Source organism: Myxococcus sp. CA040A, assembly GCF_013336725.1.
In the GTDB taxonomy this organism is placed as follows: domain Bacteria; phylum Myxococcota; class Myxococcia; order Myxococcales; family Myxococcaceae; genus Myxococcus; species Myxococcus llanfairpwllgwyngyllgogerychwyrndrobwllllantysiliogogogochensis.
Window position 1 is genome coordinate 1,156,506 of record NZ_JABUMR010000002.1, and the last position, 19,243, is coordinate 1,175,748.

The following is a 19,243-nucleotide window of genomic DNA, read 5'->3' on the forward strand; positions in this document are numbered from 1 at the left end:
CGCATCAGGCCTGTCTCCACGAGTTGGTCATCCCGGCCTCGCGCGACCTCGACTCGGTGGCCATCGAGTCCAGCTCCGGCGCGCTCACCTACCGCGAGCTGGAGCGCCGCGCCAATCAGCTCGCCTGGCACCTGCGCTCCCTGGGCGTGGGCCCGGAGGTCCGCGTCGCCCTGTGCATGGAGCGCTCGCCGGAGCTGATCGTGAGCATGCTCGGCGTCCTCAAGGCCGGCGGCGCCTACGTGCCACTCGACCCGATGCAGCCTCCCGTGCGTCTGGCCTTCATGCTCCAGGACTGCGGGGCCACCGTGCTCCTCACTCAGCAGCCGTTCGCGGCACGCCTGCCCTCCTTCTCCGGCGCCACCGTGTGCGTCGACACGGCCGAGCTCTCCCGCCAGCGAGAGGACGCCCCCGTCTCCGGCGTGATGGCGGAGAACCTCGCCTACGTCATCTACACCTCGGGCTCCACCGGCCAGCCCAAGGGCGTGCTCATCACCCACCGCTCCGTCGGCAACCTCGTCCACTGGGAGAAGCAGGCGTATGCCCTGGGGCCGTCCAGCAAGGTCCTCCAGTTCGCCAACCCCAGCTTCGACCTCTCCGTCGAGGAGGTCTTCAGCACGCTGACCGCGGGCGGCACCCTGCATGTCCTCACCACCGAGCAGGCCATGCCAGGGCCGGCGCTGCACGAGCTGCTGCGGCGCTCATCCATCTCCGTCCTCAGCCTCACCCCCGCGGTGCTGGCGGCGACCGCCGCTGAAGAGCTGCCGGCGCTGCGCACGGTCATCTCTGGCGGTGAGGCCTGCTCGGCCGAGCTCGTGTCGCGCTGGGCTCCGGGCCGGACCTTTCTCAACACCTACGGCCCCACCGAGGCCACGGTGGTGGCGACGCTCCGCGAGTGCGCGCCGCAAGAGGGACAGCCGCCGCCCATTGGCCGCCCCCTGACGAACGTGCGGGTGTACGTCCTCGACGAGCGCCTGGAGCCCGTACCCGTGGGCCTGCCCGGTGAGCTGTTCATCGGCGGGGTGCAGCTCGCGCGCGGCTACCTCGGCCGTCCGGAGCTGACGGCGGAGAGCTTCATCCCGCACCCGTTCAGCACCGAGCCCGGCGCGCGTCTCTACCGCACCGGCGACGTGGTGCGCTGGCGGGCGGATGGGCAGCTCGCCTTCGTCGGCCGCGTCGACGACCAGGTGAAGCTCCGCGGCCTGCGCATCGAGCTGGGCGAGGTGGAGTCCGCGCTGCACCAGCACCCGGAGGTGCGCGAGGCCGTGGCCCTGGTGCGCGAGGACGTCCCCGGCGACAAGCGACTGGTGGCCTACGTCGTGCCACGCCGGGAGGCGGGGCCCGAGCCCCTCGCCCTGCGTGGTTTCCTCCAGGAGCGCATCCCCAAGTACATGGTCCCCTCCGCGTTCGTGGTGATGGCAGCCCTGCCGCTCACCGCCAACGGCAAGGTGGATCGCCGTGCGCTGCCCGTGCCGGATACCACCCGAGCCGCGCAGGACCGGTACGAGGCGCCGCGCAATGACACGGAGCAGCAGCTCGCCGCCCTCTGGAGCGAGGTCCTCGGCGTCGAGAAGGTCGGCATCCATGACGACTTCTTCGAACTGGGCGGGCACTCATTGCTGGTGACGCAGGTGGTCGCGAGGGTGCGCGCGCGGACCGGCGTGGACGTCCCATTGCGCGCGCTCTTCGAGGCACCCACGGTGGAACAGCTCGCGTCCTGGCTGGAAGGGACTCGCGCGGGTGGCGCGGTCAGAGACTGCGTGACGTTGCAGGCGGAGGGCTCGGGCACGCCGCTGTTCTTCGTTCACGCGGTGGGGGGCGCGGTGGGCCCCTACCGGCTGTTCGCGCGCACGCTGGGAACGGAGCGGCCCTTCTACGGGCTCCAGGCGCCTGGGCTGGACGGAGACGAGGCGCCGTTGGAGCAGGTGGAAGCGTTGGCTCGTCGCTACATCGCATCCATGCGCGCTGTGCAGCCGGAGGGTCCCTACATCCTGGGCGGCTGGTCCATGGGTGGCGTCATCGCTTTCGAGATGGCGCGTGAACTGGAGCGACAGGGGCAGCGGGTGGAACAACTCGTGCTCCTCGACAGCTTCGCTCCAGGGGACGAATCCCTCATGACCGTGCCCGAGGACGCGCTGTTGCTCACGGGCATGGCGATGGATCTGGCGCGTGCGGCGGGGTCGGAATCGACGCTGCGTCCGGAGTTGCTCATGGGCCTCACGGAAGACGGGCAGCTCGCCCGATTCGCCGAACATGCACGTGTCGCCGGCTGGCTGCCTCCCGAGGTCCGGGACACCGACCTTCGAGCCTGGCGAGACGTGACGCGAGCAAACCTCCGAGCACTGTCCACGTATCGTCCAGGACCCTACGCCGGGCCCATGCTGCTTCTCCGCGCGAAGGACGCGAGGCGCGAGCGGGCCGTGGACGCGAGCCATGGGTGGTCGCGCTGGGTCCCACAGGAACAGCTCCAGTTGGAGGACGTCGCCGGTGACCACTACAGCGTGCTGCGAGCGCCGTACGTTCATGCACTGGCCTCGCGACTGGCGCGCGTCCTCGGGGACGAAGAGGCTGCCGAGGACCGGGACGCGGGCACATAGTCGAAGTGCACGTCGTCCCGGAGTTGTTATGACAGGGCCATGACGACTGGAAACCGCGAGAGCGCCCACGAACTCAGCGAGTGGACCGATGGGATACGTCCCTATGGTCCACTCTCGACGCTCAAGCCGCTCGCCGAAGGACTCTGGTGGGTGGACGGGCCCGTCGCCAAGATGAGTGTTGGCCCGGTGTCCCTGCCGTTCCCCACCCGAATGGTCATCATCCGGCTGAGCTCGGGCGGCTTGTGGCTCTGGTCTCCCACGGCGCCAACCCCCGCGCTGTTCGCGGAAGTCGATGCACTCGGGAGTGTCGAGCATCTCGTCTCGCCCAACAGGTTTCACTACGCGGCCATCCCGGCCTGGAAGGCGCGCTACCCGCACGCGACGGTCTGGGCCTCGCCGGGAGTTCGTGAGCGTGCACGCTCGCAGAAGCTCGATGTTCCGTTCGACGCCGACCTCCAGGATGGCGCCCCCGAGGCCTGGGCGAATGACTTCGAACAGCTCGTCTTCCGAGGGAGTCGCTTCGTCGAAGAGGTCGTGTTCTTCCACAAGGACTCCGCGACGTTGATCCTGGCGGACATGGTCATGGCCCTCGAAAAGGAGCGCGTCCGGCCTCGCTTCCGGTGGCTGCTCACCCTCGGTGGCACCATGTGGCCGGGACAGACACCTCGTGAGGTGCAGGCGACAGCCTGGGGACGAAAGCCTCAAGCGCGTGCCTGCTATCAGCGGATGCTTGGATGGCAGCCGCAGCGGGTGCTCTTGGCGCATGGTCACTGCTATCTCGACGACGCGGTGGCCCAGCTCGAGCGCGCCTTCGCCTGGCTGCGCTGACGCTCATCTACGTCATCGAGCCCCTGCGGTATGATGTTGTAAGGTTCCGCCTCGCTGTCGGTTCCCCGCCGTCTTGTCAGACAGGAATGCCAGCATTCAGTCCGCTTGTCTTCCTTGGTGGGAGGCATGGGAGTGAAGAATGCGTGCTGGCCTCTGGATACTGTGCGCCGCTCTCTTCGTCACGGGATGCGCTGGAATTGAACCCTCGACTCGCAGGGGAACTTTCCAGCAGCGTGCCGCGCTGCCGGGAGATCAGGGGGATGATGGTCTCGAGCAGGCCGACCGGAAGCCTCAAGGGGAGGAGACGGATACTTCCAGGCCATTGCGTTACCGCCACTCGTTACGAGAGGAGGGGGCAGTGCTGGTGGCGCGCGAACCGCGAGGACATCGGGGAGCGCGGAACGATGCGTTCGATGCGCTGCTTCGCGGCGCGGGACTGGAGGACCGAGACGAGCGCCCGGTGGTGGGCGGTTTGCTCACTCCAGCCCAGGCAGCACGACTCTTGGGGACGCTGCTGAGAAAGGACGTGACGCTGGGGCAGTTTCCGGCCCGAGTCGCGGTGGGGTTCATGCTGCGCGAAGTGCTCGACACGGGGGAGGTGTCACGCGCCGAGTTGGCGCAGCGGGTAGAGCGCTTCAATCATCTGGCAGTGCTCCGGCCTGACGGGTGCCTGGCCTGGGTGCGCAGTGGCAGGACTCAGCAGCGAGTGGCTCCAGTGGGGTGGAAAGATGGGGCCTTCCGCGCGCACGGCTTCGAACTGGGTCGCTTCTACAATGGGCGCACGGGCGTCTTCCGTTTGCTGGACGACGAGCTGCGGGAGGTCAACGGCTTCGCCATCGCGGACGTCCACGACGATGCCGACGTCATCAGCCGCTCGCTGGATGGGGCCGAAGAGGCATTCGTCGGGCTGGCGCTGGCGGTGGGGCAGTTCTTCTCAACGTCGCCAGCCGACAACCTCGCGGCGCTGCGACAGATGCCTGCCGCCGTGGCCGCGCTGCTGGCCTCGTCGCCCGAGTACCTGGAGCGCTTCCAGTACATGCCGAGGGGTGAGCAGATTCAGGCCGTCTCCAAGCTGGTCACGAACCTCATCGCCACTTGGGGTACGGCGTCTGCCGCACCGCGCACGCTGCAAGGTGCGACGCTCGCTACGGCCGAGGTGCCAGTGCTGTCGCTCTCGGCACAAGGGGGGCTTGTCATGGGGCGTGTCGCGGTGCCGGTGGGACGCGCGGCGGCGGTGCTGAGCGGTGGGCCTGGAGCGGCCATCATTGTCCAGCGGGCGAGCACGGCGGCGACGGGCGGCGCACCATCCGAAGGGCCCGGACAGTGGGGGCCAGCCAAGGAATCAATGTCCCTGCGTGCCCGGCGCTACCAGGAACAGATTACGGGGCATTCCGCCGACGAGGCATACTGGGTCGGTGGCGTGGGCAAGGACAGTGGAGGCGTGAAGTTCGATGGCTTCGAAAAAGACGTGCTCCTGGAGGCGAAGGGGCCGGGCTATGCCAGGTTTTTCGAAGGCCTGGACCCGAAGGCGTGGTTCACGTCGTCGGGTGCACAGGGGCTCATTGACCAGGCAGACCGACAGCTCAAGCGGGTACGTGGCACGGGCATTCGAATCCAGTGGCACGTCGCTGAGAAGAATGCAGCCGATGCCATCCGAGAACTCCTGAGGAACGCACGCCTCGAAGGAATCAAGGTCCTGCACACCCAGGCCCTTTGACGAGAGACCCACGTGACCGTCAAACCCGCTCCAGAGCGTTATCCTGAATCCCACTTTGCCGGAGCCTACTGGGGCCCGAGACGAGAGGCGCCCGACGAGTGTGCGCGGCGAGCGGCGGATTTCATCAACCTCCTGGCCCCGTGTGACCCCTCCCTGGCCCACTGGTACAAAACCGCCAAGTCACCAAAGGACGCGCGCAAATACCCCCTGACGCCCCCTGACGTGAACACCCTCACCGAGGTGTTTCGGGGAGGCGTCAATCGTGAGAAGGGTGGGCCTGTCTTCGAGGATTTGGGCTATCGTGTCTGGTTCCACAACGGAGGCCTCCCACACGAGGGTGCGGACATGCGCATCAAGTGCGGGGACTACTGTGGGGCTACTCCCAACTCCTGCTTCATGTCGCTGCCCAGGAGGGGACCCGATGCCGAGCGAGTGCTCACTGCTTCCGTATTGGGACACGTGTTGCGCAGCATGGCGGTTGCCTGGGAGCCCGACTGGGCTGTAGCCATGTCCCGCACCCATCGGGATATGGACGACGAGAACGAGGGCGGCGTGGCCGCCGTTTGGCTCGGCTGGGTGACGTATTTCGCGCGTCATTGGGGCACGGTGCCGCCGCTTCCCGCCCCAGTGCGCATCGAGCCGGTGGAGGACAAGGGGATGCTTATCTTCCTCACGCCCGAGCCATTCAGCGTCGCCAACCCCGAGCATGTCGCACTGGCGCGACGTGTTAGAGGGCTGCTGGCCAAGGCGGGTCTGATGCGGTCCGTCATCGCTCCCTGACCACCCTTGTGCCCTGCCCTCTGGGGGATCAGCATGGGGCGGGGCGGGATGACGTTTCCGAGCGAAACCGAGGCTCCAGCGGGCAACAGCGCGTCCTGCCGGGGTTTTCTCGTGCCTTTGCGAAGGTGACGTACTTGCTCGTCAGCGGCTGTTCGCCTGGGGCGCTGAGACAATGGACGGCGTGAAGGCGTCCACGAGCCCCTGCGTCACCGCGGAGCCAAAGGCTTCCAGCGTGCGCTCCTCACGCCACCGCGCGGCTTCCTCGAAGTCGAGCGCATGGTGCGTCTCGATGATGACGGAAGGGATGGTCGGCTTGCGCAGCACGAAGATGCGTCGGTGCGTAGGCTCTCTCGCCACGAAGACCCCGGCCTGCGCGGAGTCAGCGGCATAGAGCCCCGTGTAGTCCACGCCGTCGTAGTGCAGGAATCCCACCTGGGACAGGTTCCGGGCGAGTGCCCGCGCCAGCGTGGCCCGTCGTGCCTGGAGGGGAGGCTCGGCCTCCTCGGACCAGAGCACGCTGAACCCTGGCGTCTCATCTTGCCGGTTGCACTCCTGGCCCGCCGTGGGTGACCACGGGTGCGCCGTCCCCCGGGAGTCCGAGTGCAGACTTACCAGCACGTGCGCGCCCCAACGCTCGGCCTCCGCGAGCCGGTCCGCGTAGGCGACTCGCTGCCCCGACTTGCGGCTGATGCGCACGTCGAAGCGCCCCGTGGCCTCCAGGCGCCGGGCCAGGTCCTCCGCCACGCGCAACGTGAAGACCTCTTCGTCCTCACAGGTGACGGACCGCGTGCCGGTGTTCCCCTCCGCTCCATGTCCCGCGTCCAGGTACACGCGCTGCTTGCCGAAGCCCTGGGGAAAGCGTGCCGACACCAGCGTCAGGGGCGCCCCGGAAGCGGGCCATTTCGGTGACGAGCGGAGGGCCTCGGGCTCCCCGGACGGTGGCTTCGTCGGAGGTTCGACGACGACGCCCTTGGGTTCGGCCGGCGCGGTGGGAAGGGAGGTGCGGTTGCCCTCCACCGACTCCTTCACCGCAGCCGGGTCGACGGGCAGGGTGGCCGGTTTCGCCTCCGTCGAGGCTCGCAGGCACGCGGGCCCGGCGAGCAGGATGAAGCCCAGTCCCCACACTCCAGCGGATTTGGTCATGGCAGGTGCGACGCCTGGCAAGGGAGCGTCGTTCCGCAGTGTGCCGTGGAAGGGCAGGAAAGCGGAAGTCGTGGAAGGAGGGTTGCCTGCCTGTCCGCCTCGCCGTGGCGCTTGCGTTTCCCCGCCGCTTCGCGAAGAAGCGAAGGGCCATGTCCGTGGAGCGCCCGCAGCCTGTTCCCTCGTCTGTCCCACACTTCGCCACGGAGGGCGCACTGCGGTCCTGGTTGCGGGAGCAGGGCATCGAGCATCTGTCCCGCTTGAGCCTCACGGTGTTGACGCCCCTGGTGGACGCCGCGCTGTTGCCCCAGGCCCGTCCAGCGACCGCGCGCCGCCGCCTGGTGGAGATGCTCAGCGAGGAGGCTCGGACCCGCTGGAGCCAGGAGTCCCTCCCATCTCCGAAGATGAAGGAGCTGCTCCCGCTGCTCGCATGGCGCTTCGTGGAAGAGGAGCGGCGGAACGCGGAGCAGACCCGGGCCTCGCTCCCCGAGCGCCTCGCGCCCCCTCAGGACGTTCGCACGCACCGCGTCCACGGCCTGCTGCTGGACCTCCGCGCCCGCGCGCCCGGCACCGTCGCTCCGCGTCCCACGAGCGCGCTGAGTCGCGACGCGCTCCAGCTCGACCCCGAGCTCCCGGGCTTCCGCTTCCGTGAGACGCGCTGCTCGGAGCTGCCCTACGGCGCGCAGATGGGGTTCATCCTCCCCGAGGCGAGCCTGACCTTCACGCCCACCGCCGTGCAGGCCGACTGCACCTGTGGCGCGCCGCCCTGTGTCCATCTGCTCGCGGCCATCGACACGGTGCTGCTGTGGCTGCGCCAACCCTGGACGGAGGGCTTCGGCGAGACGCTCGATGAGCTGGTGCGGCCGGGGTGGGATCGCACACTCCGGGCGCTGGAGCGCGCGCTCGACGAGGGGCTCGGAAGCGGCTCGGGCGTGGAGGTCTCCTGGCGCGTCGACGTCATCGAGGGCTACGGCGTGGAGGTGCATCCGTACGTGCACCGGCGCACCAAGAAGGGCCAGCGCTCGACGGGGGCGAAGGTGAGCCGGCGCAAGCTGCTGCAAGAGCACGGCGCGCAGCTGTCCTCCCTCGACGCGCGCCTCGCGTCCTTGCTCCCGGACAACGATGGGCCCGCCTCGCGCGCGCTGCTCGTTGAGTTGGTGGACCATCCCCGGCTCTACCAGGAGGGGACGCAGGACCTGCTGGTCCAGGTCGAGCGCGCCAAGGTGGGCATCGTCGCGGTGGAGCGGGGTGGGGCGGTCGTCGTCACCGCGGGCGTGGAGGGCGCGACGTTGTCCGCGTCGATGGTGGACCGCGTGCGCAAGTCGAAGCCCGAGGAGGCCCTCTTCCTCTGGGACGAAGGCGCGCGTCGGCTCACCCTCCTGGACGTGGGCCCGGAGGTCCGCGCGCTCGTCACGGTGCTCCAGCGCCACGGCAACGTCTTCCCGCCGGAGAGCCATGGCGTGCTGCTGGAGAAGCTGGCGAAGCTGGCGGTGCGCCTGCCCGTGGCCCTGCCTCGCGGAGTCATGGGTGAGCGCGTCCCCGTGCTCCAGCTCCCGGTGCTGCGGCTCGAAATCGAGCCGGGCGGCGCGGTGCGCGTGGACCTGCGCGTGCGTGCCCTCCCGGACAGCGCCTCCTTCATCCCTGGCGAGGGACCCCGGGATGTCTACGTGCGCCGTGGCAACGACGCGGCCCACACGGTGCGCGACTTCGTGAAGGAACTCGCGCTGGCCGAGTCGCTCCAGACGCGCCTGCCCTTCGGCCTCGCGGAGCCGCAGGTGATGCCCTTCTCCTATTCGTTCTCGGGAGTGCAGGGCGCGCTCGCACTGCTCGCCGCGTGTCAGGAGATGGAGCCTGCTCCGGAGCTGGAGTGGTTGGGCTCGCCGCTGCGAATCGCGGCCCACCGTGGAGCCAGCGCGCTCCAGATTTCCGTCGAGCGCAAGCGGGACTGGTTCGGAATGCTCGGCGGGCTCGCTGTGCAGGGGGAGCGCGTGGAGCTGGCGCGGCTGCTCGATGCCGCGCGCCGCAAGGAGCGCTTCGTCCTGGTGAAGGACCAGACCTATGTGGAGGTCGAAGAGGCGCTGCGCCAGCACCTGGAGCGACTGGCGGACCATGCCCACCAGTCGAGGCACGGACTGGAGGTGGGCCCGGCCGCCGCGGAGTCCCTGTCCGCCCTGAGTGGCGCGGGGGCCGAGCTGGAGGCGGACAAGACCTGGCAAGGGCTCGTCCAGCGCATCTTCGCCGCGAAGGAGTTGAAGCCGAAGGTGCCCGCGACTCTGAAGACGGAGCTGCGCGACTATCAGGCGGAGGGCTTCCGGTGGCTCACGCGGCTGGCGTCATGGGGCGCGGGCGCGGTGCTGGCGGACGACATGGGCCTGGGCAAGACGGTGCAGGCGCTGGCCGTGCTGCTGGAGCGAAGCAAGCACGGACCCGCGCTGGTGCTGGCGCCCACCTCCGTGGCCTTCAACTGGATGGACGAGGCGAAGCGCTTCGCGCCCTCGCTGCGGATGCGGCTCTTCTCCGAGGCGGCGGACCGGGGCGGTCTGCTCGAACGGCTGGGGCCTCGGGACGTGCTCGTCATCAGCTATGGCCTGCTGACGCGCGACATCGGCCGGCTGTCCGAGCTGCGCTTCGCCACCATCGTCTTCGACGAGGCCCAGGCACTGAAGAACGCCGGCACGCATCGCTTCCGCGCCGCCAGGGCCCTCCAGGGAGACTTCAAGTTCGCCCTCTCCGGCACCCCGCTGGAGAACCACCTGGGAGAGCTGTGGAGCGTGTTCTCGCTCGTCTTCCCGGGGCTGCTCGGCAGTCACGAGGCGTTCCGCACCCGGTTCGCGATTCCCATCGAGCGAAGGGTGGATCCAACGGCGGCCCCCGCGCTGGCTCGCGTGCTGCAACCCTTCCTGCTCCGTCGCACCAAGGCCCAGGTGGAGGCGCAGCTTCCCCCGCGCACCGACGTGCGTGTGCCCGTCGTGTTGTCCTCGGCGGAGTGGACGCTGTACGAGGACGCGCGACTGGCGGCCATCTCCTCGCTGGAGTCTCGTCCGGAGGTCATGCGCGAGCGGCGTGAGCGCGAGCACGAGCAGCGCTTCGAGGTGCTCGCGGCCCTCACCCGGCTGCGACTGTTGGCCTCGCACCCGCGCCTCTATGACGCCGCGTCACGCGTGGAGTCTTCCAAGTTGGAGCGCTTCCTGGAGCTCGTCGAGGAGCTGCGCTCCGAGGGCCACCGCGCGTTGGTCTTCAGCCAGTTCACCTCGCACCTGGCGCTGGTGAGAGAGGTGCTGGACGCGCGGGGCATCACCTACGAGTACCTGGACGGGCAGACGGCCCCCAGGGCCCGCGCGGAAGCGGTGAAGGCCTTCCAGGAGGGCACCGCGCCGCTGTTCCTCATCTCCCTCAAGGCCGGTGGCTTCGGCCTCAACCTCACCGCCGCGAACAGCGTCATCCACCTGGACCCGTGGTGGAACCCGGCCGTGGAGGACCAGGCCTCGGACCGCGCGCACCGCATCGGTCAGGAGCGTCCCGTCACCGTCTACCGACTGGTGGCGCGCGGCACGATTGAAGAGCAGATGCTCTCCCTGCACGAGCACAAGCGCGCGCTCGTCGCGGACGTGCTCGAGGGCAAGGACGGCGCGGGCCGGCTCTCCACCCAGGAGCTGCTCGGCCTGCTCGCCCAGCGGCTCTCCGGGCCCGACGCGCAGGACACGCCTCCGACGCGGCATTGACGTCGCCGAGACCCGCAAAGACAACGGGCAGGTCCCTCGGAAGAGGAACCTGCCCGTGTCACATCTCAGCGGCCTGCGCGCTTAAGCGCGGACCTCGGGAGAGCTGGCGTCCGCGGCCTGGGGAGGCAGCGGCTCCTTGCCCGGCTCGCCACCCGGCGTCCCCGCCGACGACTTGAACGGCGACGTCTCCAGCGCGGCCTTGAGCACTTCGTCCATCTGCGTGACGAAGATGAACTCCAGCTCGTTCTTGGCCTGATCCGGCACGTCCACCAGGTCCTTGCGGCACCGCTCGGGCAGGATGACCCGCTTGATGCCCGCCCGGTGCGCCGCCAGCACCTTCTCCTTGATGCCACCCACCGGCAGGACCAGGCCACGCAGCGTGGCCTCGCCCGTCATCGCCGTGTCGTGCCGCACCCGGATGCCCGTCAGGAGGCTGGTGAGCGCGGTGAGGATGGTGACGCCCGCGGAAGGACCATCCTTGGGGATGGAGCCCGCCGGGAAGTGCAGGTGCAGGTCCGTCTTCTCGAGGAAGTTGGAGCTGATGCCCAACTGCTCGGACTTGCTGCGCAGGTAGCTCAGCGCCGCCGTCGCGCTCTCCTTCATCACGTCGCCCAACTGGCCGGTGAGCGTCATGCCGCCCTTGCCCGCCATCTTGGTCGCCTCGATGAAGAGCAGGTCGCCACCCGCCGCGGTCCAGGCCAGGCCCGTGGCCACGCCCGGAACCTCCGTGCGCTCCGCGACCTCCGAGTAGAACATCTCGGGCCCGAGGACCTCCTTCACGCGCTCCGAGTCGATGGTCTGCTTGTCCATCTTCCCGCCAGCGACTTCCACCGCCACCGCGCGGCAGATGTCCGCGATGCGCCGCTCGAGGTTACGCACGCCCGCCTCGCGGGTGTACGAGGTGGTCAGCGTCAGCAACGCCTCGTCGGTGATCTCGATGTGATCCGCGCTGAGGCCGTGCTCCCTGAGCTGCTTGGGCACCAGGTGGATGCGCGCGATGCTCTGCTTCTCCTCGAACGTGTAGCCGGACAGCTCGATGATCTCCATGCGGTCGCGGAGCGGACCGGGGATGGGGTCGAGCTGGTTCGCCGTGGCGACGAACATGACCTTCGACAGGTCGAACGGCACGTCGAGGTAGTGGTCGCTGAACGTGTTGTTCTGCTCCGGATCCAGCACCTCGAGCAGCGCCGCGCTCGGGTCGCCGCGGAAGTCCGCGCCGAGCTTGTCGATTTCGTCGAGCATCATGACCGGGTTCTTGGTGCCGGCCTTCTTCATGCTCTGGATGAAGCGGCCGGGCAGCGCGCCGACGTAGGTGCGCCGGTGGCCGCGGATCTCCGCCTCGTCACGCACGCCGCCCAGGGACAGGCGCACGAACTTGCGGCCCGTGGCCTTGGCCACGCTCTGACCCAGCGACGTCTTGCCGACGCCCGGAGGACCGACGAGGCACAGGATGGGCCCGCGCATGTCGTTCTTCAGCTTGCGCACCGCCAGGTACTCCAGGATGCGCTTCTTGACCTTCTTGATGCCGAAGTGGTCCTTGTCCAGCTGCTGCCGGGCGTTCTCGATGTCGAGGTTGTCCTCGGACATCTTCGACCACGGCAGGTCGGCGATCCAATCCAGGTAGGTGCGCGCGACGGTGTACTCGCTGGAGGCCGCCGGAATGGTCTTCAGGCGGTTGAGCTCCTTGTTCGCCACCTTCTCCACGTCGGGAGGCAGGGCCGCCTTCTTCAGGCGCTCCTGGAGCTCGTCGAGCTCCTCTTCCTCCTCACCCATCTCCCCGAGCTCTTCCTTGATCGCCTTGAGCTGCTGGCGCAGGTAGTACTCGCGCTGGGTCTTCGACATCTCGCCCTTCACGGCGGAGTCGATCTTGTTGGAGAGCTTGAGGATCTCCCGCTTGCGGTTGAGCAGCTCGAGCACGAGCTTCATCCGCGCCTTGAGATCAACCGTCTCCAGGACGGCCTGCTTCTCCTCGATCGGCACGTCCACGTTGGCGGCGATCAGATCCGCCAGATGGCCGGGGTGGGTGATGCTCTCCACCAGTTCGGTGGCGGCGGCCGGCAGCTCGGGCATCAGCTCGATGACCTCGCGCGCCAGCTTCTTGAGGTTGATGCCCAGGGCCTCCACTTCGACGTTTTCAGCGGAGGTCTTGTCCTCCACCGCGTCGACGCGGGCCTTGAGGTAGGGGGCTTCCTGGACCAGCTCCACCACCCGGAAACGGGCGAGTCCCTGCACCACGAGCGAGTAGTTGTCCTCGCCCATCTTGAGCAGCTTCACGATGCGGGCGACGGTGCCCATGGTGTAGAGGTCGGCGGCGCCCGGATCCTCTTCTTCGGCGCGGCGCTGCGTGACGACACCGATGACCTGGTCGTCGCGCACCGCGTCCTTGATCAGGGCAATGGTCTTCTGACGGCCGACGGCCAGCGGGAGCACGCCGCCGGGGAAGAAGACGCTGTTGCGCAGGGGCAGGATGGGGAGCACCTGCGGGATGTCTTCCTTGTTGATGAGCCCGGGAGGGGCCATCGCGGTGGGCATGGCGCTCGCGGCGGTGCCCTTCTTCTTCTCATCGGACATGAAGTTCGGCCTCTTCCTTCGTCTTCAAGCCCGGCCGTGCGAGCGGCCGAGCCGGTGAACATCTGTCGGTTTTCTGCGGCAGATGAACCAACGTAACAACCAAAACGCCCATGGCAAACGCCGTGTGCGATTTTCCACGTCCAAGTCGGATGCCAGACGCTGCACCTTGTCTCGCGTCCGGGCCTGGGGTGGGGCATGCTCGCCCCCCCAGCCCTGATGCGTCGCGCCGCCTGGGCGCGCCGCCTCCTAGGAGGCCGCCATGAAGTTGAAGCCCTGTGCCCCCCTGCTCCTCTTGCCGGCCCTCTGGGTGGCGTCCTGTGCGTCGCCTGTCGACGAGGCGGGATCCACCCTTCCGGGCAAGTGTCAGAGCGAGTCCCCGGTGGTGGCTCCGCAGAAGACGGACATCCTCTTCGTCATCGACAACTCGGCCTCCATGGCCGAGGAGCAGGCCGGCATCGCCACCGAGCTGCCCGCGTTCATCAAGGCCCTCCAGGAGGGCGGCGGCGTGACGCAGGACTTCCGCGTGGGGGTGATCACCACGTCCGTGTACCGGCGGATCCTCTTCCAGGGTGTGGAGCAATACCGCGAATACCCCGCCGAGTCGGGACATCTCCAGGCTGTTCCGGAGGCGGATGGACAGCCCTCGGACGCGCGCTACATCGAGAGCACGGACGAGCACCTGCTGGAGCGCTTCCGTCGGCTGGTGCAGCAGGGCACGGCGGGCAGCGGGCAGGAGTCCCCCTTCGAGGCCGTGCGCCTGGCGGTCTCCGAGCCCCTGGCCAACACCTCCATCGGCGAGGGAGGCAACGGCGGCTTCCTTCGGGATGGGGCTCGGCTGCTGGTGGTCGTGGTGACGGACGAGGAGGACTGCAGCTCCAAGTTGCGTCCGCCTCCGGTCACCGTCCCGGACGACACGTCGGTGGACAAGTGCAGCGAGAACGCGGCGCTGCTGACGACGGTGGACGAGTACTTCGAGTTCTTCAGCTCCCTGCGGGATTCGAAGGGCGGGCGCCGCGAGGTGCTCTGGGCCACGGTGGGACCGGTGGCGTTGAGCGACAAGCGGGCGGAGCTGGTGCTCGACGTCACGCCGCAGGGCACGTACGTGCGCAACGTGGACTGCCCCACGTCGTACGGGCCTGGGCATCGGCACCGGGCGATGTCGGAGAAGTTCGACACGAAGTTCGACAACCTGGATTCCATCTGCCGGGCGAGCTACCGGGACACGCTGCTGGGCATCGCCGAGCTGGCCGCGGTGGCGCAGAGCCTGGACGTGGTGAACCTGCCGGATCCGCGGCTGGCGCAGGTGGAGCTGACGCGCGCCGGGGGCACGGTGGAGCGGTGCTCGGTGGCCGCGGGCGACCTGACGTACGAGCCGTCCGGTGAGGAGCGCCCCGCGCGCATCTACTTCGGCGGCAGCTGCCTGCGCCGGGCGGATGACGAGAAAGTGGAAGTGAAGGTCATCTGCGCCGGATAGGACGTGCAGGGGCTTGAGATCCCTGGCCTCGGGCCAGTGGATCCGAGCCGGTGCGTCGTGTCGCCTCACCCATCGCCGTGCGTCCTGGGCGGGCGCACGTCAGACCCGTGAGCATACTGAACTGCCGTCCAGTCGGACGTTCGGTGTGCCGGGTTCCGGCGAGGAGGCGAGATGGGCGCGGCTTTGGAGCAGCGGGTGGGCCCGGCGGGCTCGGTCGTGGACCAGCTCCGGGAGCGGATCCGCCAGTTGCAGGCGGCGCCCCGGCGCTACCTGTCCGTCCTTCGCACGGGGATGGAGGCGGTGGACGCGCTGCTGCCCTCGGGCGGCTTCCCGCTGGGACAGGCGGTGGAGCTGTGCGGAGAGGCGGCCTCCGGGCGGACCAGTCTGGCGCTGAGCGCGGTGGCGGCGGCGCACCGGGAGGAGCGGCTGTGCGCGTGGGTGGATGGGCCGCGTGAGCTCTATCCCCCGGCGGCCGCGGCGCAGGGCGTGGACCTGGAGCGGCTGCTCATCGTTCGTCCCAAGGCGCCCGAGCAGCGGGTATGGGCGGCGGTGCAGCTCGCCCGGAGTGGGGCCTTCGCCTGCGTGGTGCTGGACCTGACGCGAGGGGTGGGGGCGGCGGGGCGGTCTCCTCGGGTGGGGCTCGCGGAGGCGCGCAAGCTGGCGGACGCGGCGGAGCGGGGGGGCGGGCTGTTGTTGCTGCTCACCTCGCCGGACGCGCCGGCGGATGGAATGACTCGGCTGCGGACGGAGTCGGGGGATGGGGAGGGGTGGTCGGTGGAGGTGGTGCGCAGCCGGCGCGGTGGGACGGGGGCGCGGGCGGTGGTGCCGTGGAGCGCGCTGTATCCAGAGTTGGGGTTGGAGGGGGGCGGACGGTTGCTGGAGGTGGGGCCCTTGGATGCGGATGCCACGCCGGACTTCCTGAAGGAGGGGGCGTGGGTGGCGCGCAATGGCCTGGGGATCCAGGGCCAGCGGCCCGGGCGGGATGGCGCCATGCCGTCGCTGCGAGCGGGGCTGCGCGCGGCCTCGGCGACGCACTGAGGCCCCATGCGCAGGGCGTATCTTCACTTCACGCGCTTCCCGGTGCAGCGCAAGGTCATCGAGTGCCCGGAGCTGACGGGGCGGCCCTTCGTGCTGGTGGAGGAGTCGCGCGGCCAGCGGCGGGTGGCGGCGGCGTCGACGTCCGCGCTGAAGGCGGGGGTTCGGCCCGGGACGACGCTCACGGCGGCGACGGCGCTGGATCCGGAGCTGCGGCACTTTCCCTATCGGCCGGAGGAGGAGGCCCGGGCGCTGGTGGCGTTGGGGGAGGCGCTCTTGTGCCTGGGGCCGGGCTTCCAGCTCTCCGCGCCGGATGGACTGTGGTTGGACGCGGGGGCGGCGCACCTGTCCGGAGGCGAGGAGGGGCTGTGCTCGCGGGCGTTGGCACTGTGCTCGGAGCTGGGGTACCGGGCGCACGTGGCGGTGGCCTCGGAGGCGTTCACCTCGCGGGCGCTGGCGCGGTACGGGGCGCGGCGGGTGGAGGTGATTCCGCTGGGGGATTCGGCTCGGGCGCTGGCGCCGTTGCCGTTGGCCGCGCTGGAGGGGCGGGAGGGTGCGTCCTTCTCCGCGCTGGGGCTCACCACGCTGGGGGAGGTGGCGGCGTTGCCGGCGGGCGCGGTGGCCGCGCGCGGCGGGGCGAACGGGGCGCGGGTGCATGCGCGGTGCGGGGGCGCGGACGACACGCCTTTCGTGGCGGAGGTGCTGGAGGAGGTGCTGGAGGAGCGGCGGGTGCTGGAGTGGCCCGCGGAGTCGTTCGAGCCGCTGCGCTTCGCGCTGAAGACGTTGCTGGACAGGCTGGGGGCGCGGCTGGCGGGGCGGAGACGGGCGGCGGTGCGCATCACCTTCACGCTGAAGTTGGATCCGTCGGGGCAGCAGCAGGTGACGCTGGCGCTGGCGAGGCCCACGGCGGAGGCGAAGCTGCTGCTGGACCTGGCGCGGCACCGGCTGGAGGAGTTGCGACTGGAGAACCCGGTGGCGGAGGTGTCCGCGCGGGTGGACGAGTGCTCGGAGGACCGGGAGCAGCAGCTCTCGCTGGGGGATGAACCGGAGGGGGATGCGGCGCTGGAGGTGGTGTTGTCGCGACTGGTGACGACGCTGGGGGAGGAGTCGCTCTGCGCGGCGGGACTGGAGGCGGTGCACCGACCGGAGGGCGCGCATGGGGCGAAGGGCTTCCATCCTCCGGAGGCGCGGAAGGGGTGGGCGGGGGAGCTGGGCGGGGCTCGCGTGGAACGCGCGGAGGGCGGGGGGCTCCGGGAGCGGCCCTCGCGGCTGTTGGTGGAGCCCGCGTGGCTGGACGCGGAGGTGGCGGAGACGGGCAGGTTGCTGGCCGCGAGGGTGGGTGGGCGGCGGCACCGGGTGACGGCGGTGACAGGGCCAGAGCGACTGGGAGGGGAATGGTGGTCCGAGTCTCCCTTCCAGCGTGACTACTACCGGGTGCACTTCGAGGGACTGGGCCCGGCGTGGGTGTTCCGAGACATGCGAGACGGCCGCTTTTATCTGCAGGGCTTGTTTGACTGAGGGATGGGCAATCAATTGCGGACATGCTGCAAGACCGGGTCGGCGCGAATTCCCTTCAGCCGAGCGGCTTCGATGCCTTGTTTGACGTCTTCGTGGATGAGCAAGAGGGTTGGGCGCTCATGGAGCCGGAACATCTTCAACCCCATCGTCTTCGTGGGGTCGATGACCAGCTTGATGAACTCACGTGCACCACGCTCGGCCCGGGGATCATATTCCGACTGTTCCATGTCGGCACAGTCGACGCTGCCGAGCACGTTCACGGCCTTGAACGCGGAAGTCGTCAGGCCCGTCCGTGGATCATGGATGACGGCATCGTAGACATCCAGGTTGTCCACGCCCGCAGCGCGCAGGACCTCGATGAGACGGTCCGACCAGACAGGAATGGACTCGTGATAGGAATCGAGCAGCTCGGTCCCGAACCTGGGGTTCAGTTGTACCTGGATTGGCGTGGCAATCGCTTTGGGGTGTCGCGCGCCGGAAATCCATGACGCGCGGGTGAGAGGAAGCTTCCAGATCTCCGAGTGCTGGAATCCAAGAGCGGAGTCCTCCAGCAGGTCGTTGAAGATGTAGTAGTTCGGGCCTGGCATCGACACGCTCCTCGAGGGTGCATCGTCTCATGACGTTTCCTTGCTCGCACCCTCCGTCTCAGCGGGTCGGAACATCGCGGGAGGCGTGAGGCATGCACCCTCAGGCTTCACCGGTTTGCCCATCCCCGCCCCTGGTGGTTATGCAGAGCGACCACCTTTTCCCCCAGGCCCCCATGCGCGTCTCCGCTCTCCTCCTGCTGTCCCTGTTCGTCACCGCATGTGCCGCGCCGCAGGTCCGTCCCGCGGGGGCCATCCGCAAGGTCGTCGTGGTCGTCGGCTCGCGGGTGGACTCACTGCCCTCGGCGTCCTACCGCGAGGACCTGATGGGCGAGGGCAACCCTCGCACCGTCCTCTCCGGTTCGACGGAAGCCGTCCTCCGAGAGCGGGGCTTCGAGGTCGCCGGGACACGCATCTCCGCGGCGCCTTCGCCCTCCACGGATGAAGTCGTGTCCGTCATCCGTGAGAACGACGCGGAGGCCGCCGTCGTCGTCGTGCTGTCCTGGGTCGACGTCTCCGCCGTCCAGACCATGGGCCGCGCCGACGTGGTGCTGGAGGCCGGCGTCGTCTCTCCCGACGGCCAGCTGATCTGGCGCAAGGAGAGCCGCACCGTCGCCATGATTGGCCTGTACCAGTCGCAGACGGACTACAGTTCCTATCTGCGCAAGGCCGTCATCCAGGCCGTCAAGGAAGTGCCCTGAGCCCCCACGCCCTCAGGGCTTCGGCCGAGGGCTCGCCAGTCGCAAGTGCTCGTGCACCGTCTCCGCGCGCAGGTAGAGGAACTGCGCGTCGCCGAACGCCAGCGTGTCGCCGTCGTTGAGCGTCACCTGCGCCCGAAACCCCAGGGGCGCGCCGTTGATCCACGTGCCATTCATCGACTGCGCATCGCGCACGAGGAAGCCGCCCGTCGCCGCATTCCACCGCAGCGTGGCGTGGTGCTGGGAGACGGACGGGTCCGGCACCACCAGGTCACACTCCGAGCGGCCGACGGTGAGCTCCTCGCCATCCACCTTGGGGTTGAGGAAGTGCACCTCCAGGTTGTCGAAGTCGCGAAGCATGGCGAGCAGCCGCTCCGTCATGCGCGAGCGATGCGCCATGCCCACCGTGCGCGCCCCCGTCAGTTGCTGGGCGACGCTTCGGAACACCGGGTCCACGGGCTGCTGGATGAGCGCCACCGGGCCTGACGCGGCCCGGAAGGCTTCGAGCGAGGCTTCGGCGAAGGGTCGGAGCTGGTTCACGGACACCATGCCGCTCACCCTACGTCCAAGCAGGGGCCACGG

13 protein-coding genes (1 of these 13 running past the window's edge) are annotated in these 19,243 nt (G+C 69.1%); 9 read left to right on the plus strand and 4 right to left on the minus strand.

The genetic code is table 11. The features are described from left to right. From HUA75_RS11315 to HUA75_RS47890, 4 genes are all read left to right on the plus strand, one after another. Positions 1–2,594, plus strand: partial view of a non-ribosomal peptide synthase/polyketide synthase gene (locus tag HUA75_RS11315; RefSeq protein ID WP_174486359.1) — the 3' portion only. Its footprint begins 15,562 nt before the window's first position; 2,594 of the gene's 18,156 nt are visible here — the last part of the coding sequence; its start codon lies off the left edge, out of view; it ends in the stop codon at positions 2,592–2,594. Positions 2,595–2,633: 39 nt separating this feature from the next. Beyond that, complete coding sequence (locus HUA75_RS11320; RefSeq protein WP_174486360.1) at positions 2,634–3,422, plus strand: DUF4336 domain-containing protein; 789 nt, start codon at positions 2,634–2,636, stop codon at positions 3,420–3,422. A gap of 364 nt (positions 3,423–3,786) precedes the next feature. Then, positions 3,787–5,139 carry a Tox-REase-5 domain-containing protein gene (locus HUA75_RS47705; RefSeq protein WP_371746093.1) on the plus strand — a complete coding sequence of 451 codons (1,353 nt, stop codon included), beginning with the start codon at positions 3,787–3,789 and terminating at the stop codon, positions 5,137–5,139. A gap of 12 nt (positions 5,140–5,151) precedes the next feature. Beyond that, entirely contained in the window at positions 5,152–5,919 is a 768-nt protein-coding gene (locus HUA75_RS47890; RefSeq protein WP_174486362.1) for an immunity 52 family protein, read from the plus strand. 141 nt (positions 5,920–6,060) lie between these two features. Here HUA75_RS47890 and HUA75_RS11335 read toward each other — a convergent pair whose 3' ends face one another. Then, a complete protein-coding gene (locus HUA75_RS11335) occupies positions 6,061–7,062 on the minus strand; it encodes an N-acetylmuramoyl-L-alanine amidase (protein ID WP_174486363.1) in 1,002 nt (333 codons plus the stop codon). Between the two features lie 149 nt (positions 7,063–7,211). On the opposite strand from HUA75_RS11335, the gene HUA75_RS11340 reads away from it, so the two are divergent. Then, positions 7,212–10,781, plus strand: coding sequence for a DEAD/DEAH box helicase (locus tag HUA75_RS11340; protein ID WP_174486364.1), 3,570 nt, complete (start codon positions 7,212–7,214; stop codon positions 10,779–10,781). An 81-nt stretch (positions 10,782–10,862) separates the two neighbouring features. Here HUA75_RS11340 and lon read toward each other — a convergent pair whose 3' ends face one another. After that, positions 10,863–13,352, minus strand: coding sequence for an endopeptidase La (lon, locus tag HUA75_RS11345; protein ID WP_141647087.1), 2,490 nt, complete (start codon positions 13,350–13,352; stop codon positions 10,863–10,865). Between the two features lie 259 nt (positions 13,353–13,611). Between lon and HUA75_RS11350 the strand changes: the two genes are divergently transcribed. From HUA75_RS11350 to HUA75_RS11360, 3 genes are all read left to right on the plus strand, one after another. Continuing rightward, positions 13,612–14,826 carry a vWA domain-containing protein gene (locus HUA75_RS11350; RefSeq protein ID WP_174486365.1) on the plus strand — a complete coding sequence of 405 codons (1,215 nt, stop codon included), beginning with the start codon at positions 13,612–13,614 and terminating at the stop codon, positions 14,824–14,826. Positions 14,827–14,997: 171 nt separating this feature from the next. Continuing rightward, positions 14,998–15,864 carry an ImuA family protein gene (locus tag HUA75_RS11355; protein ID WP_174486366.1) on the plus strand — a complete coding sequence of 289 codons (867 nt, stop codon included), beginning with the start codon at positions 14,998–15,000 and terminating at the stop codon, positions 15,862–15,864. Between the two features lie 6 nt (positions 15,865–15,870). Then, on the plus strand, positions 15,871–17,379 hold the full coding sequence (locus HUA75_RS11360) for a DNA polymerase Y family protein (protein WP_174486367.1): 1,509 nt from the start codon (positions 15,871–15,873) through the stop codon (positions 17,377–17,379). An 11-nt stretch (positions 17,380–17,390) separates the two neighbouring features. On the opposite strand, the gene HUA75_RS11365 is transcribed toward HUA75_RS11360, so the two are convergent. Further along, positions 17,391–17,966 carry an imm11 family protein gene (locus tag HUA75_RS11365; RefSeq protein WP_174486368.1) on the minus strand — a complete coding sequence of 192 codons (576 nt, stop codon included), beginning with the start codon at positions 17,964–17,966 and terminating at the stop codon, positions 17,391–17,393. Between the two features lie 173 nt (positions 17,967–18,139). On the opposite strand from HUA75_RS11365, the gene HUA75_RS11370 reads away from it, so the two are divergent. Then, positions 18,140–18,664 (plus strand): hypothetical protein, encoded by a 525-nt coding sequence (locus HUA75_RS11370; RefSeq protein ID WP_174486369.1) that lies wholly within the window; start codon positions 18,140–18,142, stop codon positions 18,662–18,664. 12 nt (positions 18,665–18,676) lie between these two features. Here the strand turns inward: HUA75_RS11370 and HUA75_RS11375 are convergent, their stop codons facing one another. Beyond that, entirely contained in the window at positions 18,677–19,210 is a 534-nt protein-coding gene (locus HUA75_RS11375) for an FHA domain-containing protein (RefSeq protein WP_141648775.1), read from the minus strand. Positions 19,211–19,243 lie beyond the last annotated feature (33 nt).